Source organism: Ectothiorhodospira sp. PHS-1, from assembly GCF_000225005.1.
GTDB lineage: Bacteria > Pseudomonadota > Gammaproteobacteria > Ectothiorhodospirales > Ectothiorhodospiraceae > Ectothiorhodospira.
On record NZ_AGBG01000048.1, the window covers coordinates 1 to 8,050 of the forward strand.

Here is an 8,050-nt window from a genome sequence, read left to right on the forward strand (position 1 = left end):
CTGGATTTTTCCGAGGTTGAGGCGGCAATTCAGGAACAGCTGTATGCGCTTATGGCAGGCAAGACGGTCATCGCCATTGCTCACCGCCTGTCCACCATTGCCATGCTCGACCGCTTGGTTGTCATCGATGCAGGTCGGGTTGTGGAAGACGGCAGCCATGCTGAGCTGCTGCGGCAGAACGGGCTCTACGCCGCGCTGTGGCGGCGCCAATCCGGCGGTTTCATCGGTGTGGACGTGGCGGCCGACGGTGCGCCTGCCTGAACGTATAGAGGCTGCCCCGGTTGGGCCGGAGGCAGCCTCTCTGAGGCGTCGCTGTCGGGAGGGGTGCCGACAGTGCTTACTTGATCTTGATCTTTCGCCGCTTGGAGCCTTCCAGCTTGGGCATTACGAGCTCCAAAACGCCGTCCTTGAGCGATGCCCGCGCCTTGTCGGCGTCGATTGCAAAGGGCAGCGGTACAGACCGGGCGAACTCGCCGCGGGCGATCTCGCAACGGTAGTAGTCACCCTCGCTTTCCTGCTCCTCGTGGGTGACGTCGCCACGGATCGTCACGCTCTTTTCGTCCACCGATGTGTCCAGGTGTTCCTTGTCGATGCCTGGCACCTCGGCGCGCAGGACGATCTCGTTGTCCCGCTCGATCAGATCCACGCTTGGCGTCCGCGCCGGGTTGTCCACCAGATTGCGGGTGATCGGGCTTCTGCTCAGCCGAAACAAGGTGCTCGGCACGAGATCGTCGAACAGGCGCTCGATCTCGTCGAACGGGGTGAACAGCGGTGTCCGACGACCACGCTGAATCTGGGTGTTTGCTGCATTCGTCTGCCGGGGTTCATTGTGATGAACTCTGAGTTCTTGTGTCATGGTTTACCTCCTCGCCATGCAATTGCATCGCCAGGAAAACAACTCATTATGATCGGTATCGTCCGATCCCGACGAGTTCACTCCATTAGACAAAGATCTGTGTTGCAGGTTCCCGATTATAGGCGGTTATTCGTATACTTTGTTGTGGCTTTTACCTCCCTTTAATCGCTTCTCCTAGGTTGGGGGTTTGTTATACGCGTACGACCACTGAGGCCTCGCCACGTTTCTCCACAACATTGACCCCAACGTCTTTGGGGTGGCGCTGGAACGTTAGATCCAGGACTGCGTCGCCAACCTTCAGTCGCGAGATGCGCAGGTTCGCCAAGTACTCCGGGAGCTGTGGGTGGTCGAAGCTCAGCAACTGTTGCTCTGCGTCGAACTCCATGCCGAGACAGGCCTGTAGCAACATGAACACCGTGCCGCTTGCCCAGGCCTGCGGAGAACAGGCAACGGGGTAGAGTGTCGGCCCTTGTCCGGGCAGGCGCTGGAACCCGCAGAAGAGCTCGGGCAGGCGATGCAGGTCCATGTGCAACGCGGTATCAAACATGCCGGTGAACAGTCGTATGGCTTCCGCCTTGAATCCATAGCGCGCGAGACCGGCCGCAATCAGCGCGTTGTCGTGCGGCCAGACTGAGCCGTTGTGGTAGGACATCGGGTTGAAGCGGGCTTGCCCCTGGGCGATGGTGCGTATGCCCCAGCCACTGTAGGACGTCTCGCTCAGCAACGTACGCGCCAACCGCCGCGCCAGGTTCGGATCCGCAATGCCACTATAGAGGGTATGGCCGGCATTGGACGAGATGACCTCGCAGCGGCGCTTGTCCGCATCCAGGGCTAACGCGTACGTGTTCAGGTCCGGACACCAAAATGCTGCATTGAAGCGCTCCTTGAGGAGGTTTGCTTCGCGATCCAGGCGCGTCGCCAACTCGTCCTTGCCCAGCAGACGGGCCAGGCGCGCAGCGCTGCGCCTCGCGTCATAGACGTAACCTTGGACCTCGCACAGTGCGATAGGGCCGGCTGCATCCCGGCCGTCTGCGTGGAAGACAGAGTCGTGGGAGTCCTTCCAGCCCTGGTTGACCAGGCCGTCGTCGCTTTCGCGGTGGTACTCTACGAAGCCGTCGCCGTCGACGTCACCATAGCGATCTATCCAGGCCAGGGCTCGCTCGATGTGCGGCCAGAGCCCGGCGATGAAACTTCTGTCTGCGGTGTGTCGGTAATAGCGTTCCGCCAGGACGATGAACAGCGGGGTGGCGTCCACGCTGCCGTAGTACCTCCGGAAGGGTACTTTGCCCAGAAGCGCCATCTCGCTTTCTCGGGCTTCGTGCAGAATCTTTCCCGGCTGGGCGTCCTGCGCGGCGTTGTCCTCGTCAGCCTGCGTTGCGGCGAGAAAACCGAGTACCCCTCGAGCGACCTCCGGATCCAGCCAAAGGTATTGCAGGGCGGTAATAATGCCGTCCCGACCGAAAGGGGCGCTGAACCAGGGTACCCCGGCATAAGGGTAGGCACCCCGGGAGGTGCCGGAAATCAGCATTCTGAGGTCTGCGGCTGAACGGCACAGCCAGTCGTTGAACTGCTCGTTCGAACTGACCACGGCCGCGGCTCGGTCAGCTTCTCGCTGGGTCTCGGCAGTAGCCTCGACGTAAGCAGCGGACAGACTGACGAAGCCGGAGGGCTGAGTTTCACCCTCACAGCTGATGGCAAGCTCCAGCGTGATTTCCTCCTGCGGTGGCAGTTCGAGGCGGAAGCGCGCCTGATTGTGCTCGAGTACATCCGGGGTTTCGCTGAAGCGTAGCCGCGTCCGGCGTACGCGCGAATCCACGCCGTGGTAGCCCAATACGGCTTCGTGTTTACCGAGTTCGTACGGAAGCAACTCGCCTCTTCGATCGCGTCGAACGCCGCGGACTTCGAAAATATCCGCGTAATCCGCTTCGAACAGGTAGCTCAGTTCGACGGTCTGCCGTTCTTCGCCGTAGTGGCGGATCCTCAGCCGTTCGTAGTGTATGCCGTTGCGGAGCAGCTTTTCGCGGAGCAGGTGTACCGTGCCCTTTGGTATGGTGATGTCGTCTTCTGCAAGCAGATCCGGCGTTGTGAGATCTACTGCCAGCAGCAGGTTGTCCGGTGTCACAGTAGAGTTCAGCAGCAGGGGGCGTTGATCGTTGACCAGCAGCTCCAGCTGAGAGAGATAACGCGTCCCCTCGTGGAAAATGCCTTGGTCGCCGGTGCCGAAGTGATGGATGTCGCCGTGCCGGTCGAACAAGGCGAAGGTCTCACCGGACTTCAGAACCCGCGTCCTGTCGTCGGCGTGGGAGGAAGTGGCCAGCACGTACCACTGCCCGCGGTAGTGGATGACGTCGTCGGTCATGCCGCGCCTCCTGTCAGACCGCTTCGACTGCTTCCGGATAGGCCTCTTCCGTCACCTGGAGTCGACGGTACAGCTCCCAGTAGGAGTCCGCCATCGCCTGCGCCGAGAAGCGTGTTTCGAACACCTTGCGGCAGTCTTTGCGCGGGACGTCATCCAGTCGGTGAACGGCCTCCACCGCCTGCTCGATGCTGTCGACGATGAAGCCCGTGCGCCCGTCCTCCATGACCTCGGGTACCGAGCCCTGCCGATAAGCAATGACAGGAGTACCGCAGGCCATGGCCTCGATCATCACCAGGCCGAAGGGCTCCGGCCAATCGATTGGGGAAAGCAGGGCGCGGGCGTTGCCCAGAAAATCCTGTTTGTCCCGGTCGTTGATTTCCCCGAGGAGCTCGACCAGCGGGTGCGACAGCAGGGGGCGTATGCGCGCTTCGAAATACTCCCTGTCCGCCTCATCCACCTTGGCGGCTATCTTCAGCGGCATCTCGCTGCGTATGGCGATCTCGATGGCCCGATCGGCCCTTTTCTCGGGAGAAATCCGGCCGAGAAATGCCAGATACTCGCCCTTGGCCGGATTGAACCGGTAGAGGTTCTCCGGGAGGCCGTGATACACCGTGCCTTGCCAGTTGGCGAAGGGCAGGGGTCTGCGCTGCGCGTCCGAGATGGACACCACCGGTACCTGCCGGAAGTGGTTGTACAACGGCCATAGCTCAGGTATGTCCAGCCGGCCGTGCAAGGTCGTTAGGTGAGGTGTGGTCAGAAAGCGGCTGGCCGGGAAGTGGAGGTAGTCAACGTGGAAATGAATCAGGTCGAATTCCTCCGCCTGCGCCAGGACCTGATCAAGCTGGATCATGTGATAACTGTAGGTGTCACGGCAACCGGCCAGTCGCAGCGCTTGCGGCGCGCCGGCAACGAGACGGGCCCGGGTTTCGGAGTCCCCGCTCGCGAACAGCGTTACGTCATGGCCCTTGTCGATCAGGGCCTCCGTCAGGTAGCAGACCACCCGCTCCGTGCCGCCGTATAGCTTAGGCGGAACGCTCTCGTACAGCGGGGACACCTGGGCAATCTTCATCGGCTAAATCCTCCCCAACAACCTCATGGCGCCCGACCCGCCGCGCGAGCCGCTCTGGGCGATGCCATGCAGGGCGTGGCGCGCGAAAGCGTGCTCCGGGGCCTTTGCGAACGTTCAGAACGAACCAGGGTGGAATAACAAATATGCCGTTAGCACTCGCATGTCAAGAGTGCTAAGTCTGCTAGTTGGGGTGTAGGCATGGGTTGCCGTTGTGCACGAAGATGCTGTGGGCTGCTGAAGCAGGTGATGGTCCGATCTGTTAGTTCTTTCCAAACAACCGAACAGCCGCGATGATAATGTGAACCGACCAGGACCGTCTTTGGTAGAAGAAAATGGAAAAGCGTCGATCATGTGCCGCGTGTGGCGATGTCGGTTTGGCGGGCTGATCGATAGCGGTGTTGAGGGGGGGATATGCGCTCGGCACTTGTGGTGGAGGATCATCCCGATACCCGGGTTTGGTTGGGAACGCTTATCGAGGAAGCGTTTCCTGGCATCGAGCTGGAGTTCGCCAGCACGTTCGGCCAGGGAATGGAGGCCATTGGCCGGGGAGGGTTCAATCTTGCCCTGGTGGACATCAGCCTGCCTGATGGCAGCGGTATCGACCTGGTCGCGGAGCTGAACGAGAGGGCCCCTGAGACCTACGTCGTGGTGACCACCATATACGACGACGACCGTCATCTGTTCGCTTCCCTGCGGGCGGGGGCAAAGGGATACCTGCTCAAGGACCAGCAGCCCGAGAAGGTTGTGGTTCAGTTACGAGGGATTGCGCATGGTGAGCCGCCGCTATCGCCGGGTGTCGCCCGCCGGATCCTCCGCTACTTCAGCAGCGATACGGTGCTCCCCGTTGAGCGGGAGGCAGCGCGCGAGGCAACCGGCTCGGAGCCGCGGCAGGATTGTGCGCCGTTGAGCAACCGCGAGGTGGAGGTGCTGCGTCTGCTCTCCAGGGGCTATAACCGCGGCGACATCGCTACGGCCCTAGCGATCTCCCCGAACACGGCGGCCGGCTACATCAAGGCTATCTACCGTAAGCTGAACGTATCCGGCCGGGCAGAGGCGACGCTGGAAGCTGTCCGGCTCGGGCTCGTCGATGGTACACGTTAAGTTCCAGCGCATTCGGCTGCCCGCGCTGGCGCCCATGCAGGTGCTGTTGGCCGGTGCTCTGCTCCTGGTGGCAGCAGTAGTCCTGGCAGCTTGGAACGCGACTCGCTTTGCCTGGTTGGGTTTGGAGTTTCAGCCTGAGGGAGAGCGCGGCTTACGCGTGGAGGCTGTCCATCCTGCGGGGCCGGCCGCCGGTCTTCTGCGCCCTGGCGATGTTGTTCGCGCAGTGCTCCGCGAGGGCGAAACCTTGTCGCTGGAGGGGTTCAATCCGGCCCTGGGGCCTCATGTCCTTCCCACCTTCGACGGTTACAACCGTTATCTGGAGTTTCAGGACCGGCTCGCCGCCGCGCTGAACGACGGGGTAGTGACGCTGTTGCTGGAGGACGGGCGCAAGCTCGAGATCGAGCCGCGTACAGAGCGCCCGCTGCAGGCGCTGCCGCTGGATTTCTGGCTGTTTCACCTGTTCGGTGCAACGGCCTGCCTGATCGGACTCTTCGTCTGGGTGTTCCGCCGTTCCGAGATGGCAGCGGCACTACTCGCATTGTCGGGGGGCGGGTTCTTTGCCGCAACCTGGCAGCATAGCTTATGGCTGGTGCGTGAACTGGCACTGCCGCGGTCTCTGTTCGAACTGCTACTGATTGGGAATCACATCGCCCTCAGCGTGCTACTGGGGGCGCTATTGGCTTTGCTTGCCTGCTATCCGCGCCGTCTTGGGCGCGGCCGGTGGGTAATGATAGGCATCGCCGCCGGTATTGTTGCGGTACAGGTCAACGAGTTGCTGCAACTGGCCGACTGGCCGATGCACACCTTCTGTATGCCCTTGCTTCTGTATTACCTGGGGGCGTGGTCCTGGCCGTCGTGCAGTGGCGACTCGCGGAGGGTAATCCGCTGGATCGGGCCGCCTTCGTTGGGTGTTTCTGTCGGTGTTCCTTAGTATGGGCGCCAGTCTGGTGGTGTTCTTTCTGCCCGTGGTGCTCAACGAAGAGCCCTGGTACAGCATCACCGTCATGATCGCCTTGGCCATAACCATGTACATCGGCTTTGCCCTGGGCGTGCTGCGCTACCGGTTGTTCGAGCTGGAGCGCTGGCGGTTTGTCGCTTGGCTGTGGTTCTTTGGCGGCCTTGCGATATTGCTGGTTGATGTTGCGCTTGCCTGGTTCTTCGGCCTCAATCCGGTGCATGCGCTTGGCATTGCGGTCATTGCCGCGGGCTGGGTGTATTCTCCTCTTCGCCAGTGGTTGTGGGCCAAGCTCGGCGGAGCGGTGGATGTGCGTATGGAAACCTATCTGCCGGAGTTCGTGCAGGCGTTGTTCACTTGCCCGTCGGCCACGGTGGACGAACTGTGGCGCGATCTGCTCAAACGCATATTCCAGCCGCTTGCTGTTGAGCCGTATGCTGCTGGGGTGTCGCGGGCGGAATTGGCCGACAATGGCGCCCGACTTCTGGTCCCCTCCCTGGCGGATACAAGAGGGGCGGGAATGTGCCTGTTGTACGGACAGGGCGGTCGGCGGCTCTTCTCGAAAAACGATCTCAACATCGTCAATGCTCTTGCCGCGGTTGCAGAGCGGGTGTGCGGGGTTCGCGAGGCGCAGGAGAAAGGGGCGCGCCTGGAGCGCAAACGTATCATGCGGGATCTGCACGACGATGTGGGCGGCCGTATTCTCGCCCTGCTGCATACGGCCGAGGCGCCTCGCCAGGCGGAGCTTGCGCGTAAGGCGCTGCGGGCGCTGCGCGAGTCAATTAACGCATTGGATGACGAGCAGGTTCATCACCTGCCGGATCTCTTCGACGACTGGCGGGATGAGCTGCATGAGCGCCTGACGCCTCTGGCAATTCGATTGTGCAACCCCTTTTCTGTAAATTTCCGAAGTGGTGGTCATGACGTTGGGGTTACGGGTTGAGGTTGAGATAGACCTTGCCGGTCATCCACTCGTCGTCGAGTTCGGCGAGCAAAGCGGAGATGAGGCGCAGGCAGGAATCGGGGTTGGGGAAGATGCTGGCCACACGGGTTCGGCGTCGCAACTCCCGGTTGATTCGCGCAAGCCCGGTCGTGCGCAGGCGCACGCGGTGGGCGGCGTGGAAGTCGAACACCGTCAGGCTTTCCGGGACGGCAGCTTCAGCCCATTCGGCCAGCTTCGGGTGCTCCTTGCGCCAAGTCTCCAGTGCCGACATCAGAAGGCGCTCGGCTTCAGCTCTGTCCGGCGCATTGAAGATCGTGCGCAGTTGGGCAGCCACGGTTTTTCTTGCCTCCTGTCGGGTAACGAACTGTCCGGCGTTTTGTTGCAGATGGAACTGACAACGCTGCCAGGGAACGGCGGGCAGTACCGCCCGGCGCGCCGCCTTGAGCCCTGCATGGTCATCGGCCACGATGAGCTTGACGCCGTGCAGCCCGCGGGCGAGCAGGCCTTCGAGGAAGCGCCGCCAGTTGATCTCGGCTTCCGAGGTGGCGACCGCGCAGCCCAGCACCCGGCGTTTGCCGGTGGCGTCGATGCCGACGGCGATCAGCACGGCGCAATCGACAATACGACCCTCCAGGCGGACTTTCTCGTAACGGGCATCCAGGAAGAGATAGGGAGCCTCACCCAGGGGGCGCTCGCGCCAGGCGGCCAGCCCCTCATCGAGCTTGGCGGCGGCGCGGCTCACCTGGGCGCTGGAGAGCGCAATCTCT

Annotated in this window: 7 protein-coding genes and 1 pseudogene; 4 read left to right on the top strand and 4 right to left on the bottom strand. The window is 62.0% G+C overall.

Annotated elements, in window-relative coordinates; translation table 11 throughout:
* Nucleotides 1-261 (top strand): annotated as a pseudogene (locus ECTPHS_RS13080) (metal ABC transporter permease); the annotation flags it as partial.
* A gap of 76 nt (nucleotides 262-337) precedes the next feature.
* Here the strand turns inward: ECTPHS_RS13080 and ECTPHS_RS13085 are convergent.
* From ECTPHS_RS13085 to ECTPHS_RS13095, 3 genes are all read right to left on the bottom strand, one after another.
* Nucleotides 338-856, bottom strand: a complete 519-nt coding sequence (locus ECTPHS_RS13085) for an Hsp20/alpha crystallin family protein (protein ID WP_008933236.1) — start codon at nucleotides 854-856, stop codon at nucleotides 338-340.
* Between the two features lie 190 nt (nucleotides 857-1,046).
* Nucleotides 1,047-3,215 (bottom strand): amylo-alpha-1,6-glucosidase, encoded by a 2,169-nt coding sequence (locus ECTPHS_RS13090; protein WP_008933237.1) that lies wholly within the window; start codon nucleotides 3,213-3,215, stop codon nucleotides 1,047-1,049.
* A 13-nt stretch (nucleotides 3,216-3,228) separates the two neighbouring features.
* The gene (locus ECTPHS_RS13095) at nucleotides 3,229-4,284 is read right to left on the bottom strand and encodes a glycosyltransferase family 4 protein (RefSeq protein ID WP_008933238.1); all 1,056 of its coding nucleotides are present in this window, start codon (nucleotides 4,282-4,284) and stop codon (nucleotides 3,229-3,231) included.
* Nucleotides 4,285-4,695: 411 nt separating this feature from the next.
* Here ECTPHS_RS13095 and ECTPHS_RS13100 point away from each other — a divergent pair, with 411 nt between their 5' ends.
* The 3 genes from ECTPHS_RS13100 to ECTPHS_RS13110 are packed head-to-tail and all read left to right on the top strand — an operon-like array spanning nucleotide 4,696 to nucleotide 7,283.
* The gene (locus ECTPHS_RS13100) at nucleotides 4,696-5,385 is read left to right on the top strand and encodes a response regulator transcription factor (RefSeq protein ID WP_008933239.1); all 690 of its coding nucleotides are present in this window, start codon (nucleotides 4,696-4,698) and stop codon (nucleotides 5,383-5,385) included.
* Complete coding sequence (locus tag ECTPHS_RS13105) at nucleotides 5,372-6,316, top strand: PDZ domain-containing protein (protein ID WP_040406075.1); 945 nt, start codon at nucleotides 5,372-5,374, stop codon at nucleotides 6,314-6,316. The genes ECTPHS_RS13100 and ECTPHS_RS13105 overlap by 14 nt, the downstream gene beginning before the upstream one ends.
* A 1-nt stretch (nucleotide 6,317) precedes the next feature.
* Complete coding sequence (locus tag ECTPHS_RS13110) at nucleotides 6,318-7,283, top strand: histidine kinase dimerization/phosphoacceptor domain-containing protein (protein ID WP_141565362.1); 966 nt, start codon at nucleotides 6,318-6,320, stop codon at nucleotides 7,281-7,283.
* Here the strand turns inward: ECTPHS_RS13110 and ECTPHS_RS13115 are convergent.
* The coding region (locus ECTPHS_RS13115) for an IS256 family transposase (RefSeq protein WP_008933240.1) at nucleotides 7,273-8,050 on the bottom strand (778 nt) is incomplete at its 5' end. The two genes, ECTPHS_RS13110 and ECTPHS_RS13115, sit on opposite strands and share 11 nt — an antisense overlap.

What these genes read in the sequence shown, in the direction of transcription:
- ECTPHS_RS13100 (WP_008933239.1), top strand. Translation starts at nt 4,696, where the DNA reads ATGCGCTCGGCACTTGTGGTGGAGGATCATCCCGATACCCGGGTTTGG.
- ECTPHS_RS13095 (WP_008933238.1), bottom strand. Translation starts at nt 4,284, where the DNA reads ATGAAGATTGCCCAGGTGTCCCCGCTGTACGAGAGCGTTCCGCCTAAG.
- ECTPHS_RS13110 (WP_141565362.1), top strand. Translation starts at nt 6,318, where the DNA reads ATGGGCGCCAGTCTGGTGGTGTTCTTTCTGCCCGTGGTGCTCAACGAA.
- ECTPHS_RS13105 (WP_040406075.1), top strand. Translation starts at nt 5,372, where the DNA reads ATGGTACACGTTAAGTTCCAGCGCATTCGGCTGCCCGCGCTGGCGCCC.
- ECTPHS_RS13085 (WP_008933236.1), bottom strand. Translation starts at nt 856, where the DNA reads ATGACACAAGAACTCAGAGTTCATCACAATGAACCCCGGCAGACGAAT.
- ECTPHS_RS13090 (WP_008933237.1), bottom strand. Translation starts at nt 3,215, where the DNA reads ATGACCGACGACGTCATCCACTACCGCGGGCAGTGGTACGTGCTGGCC.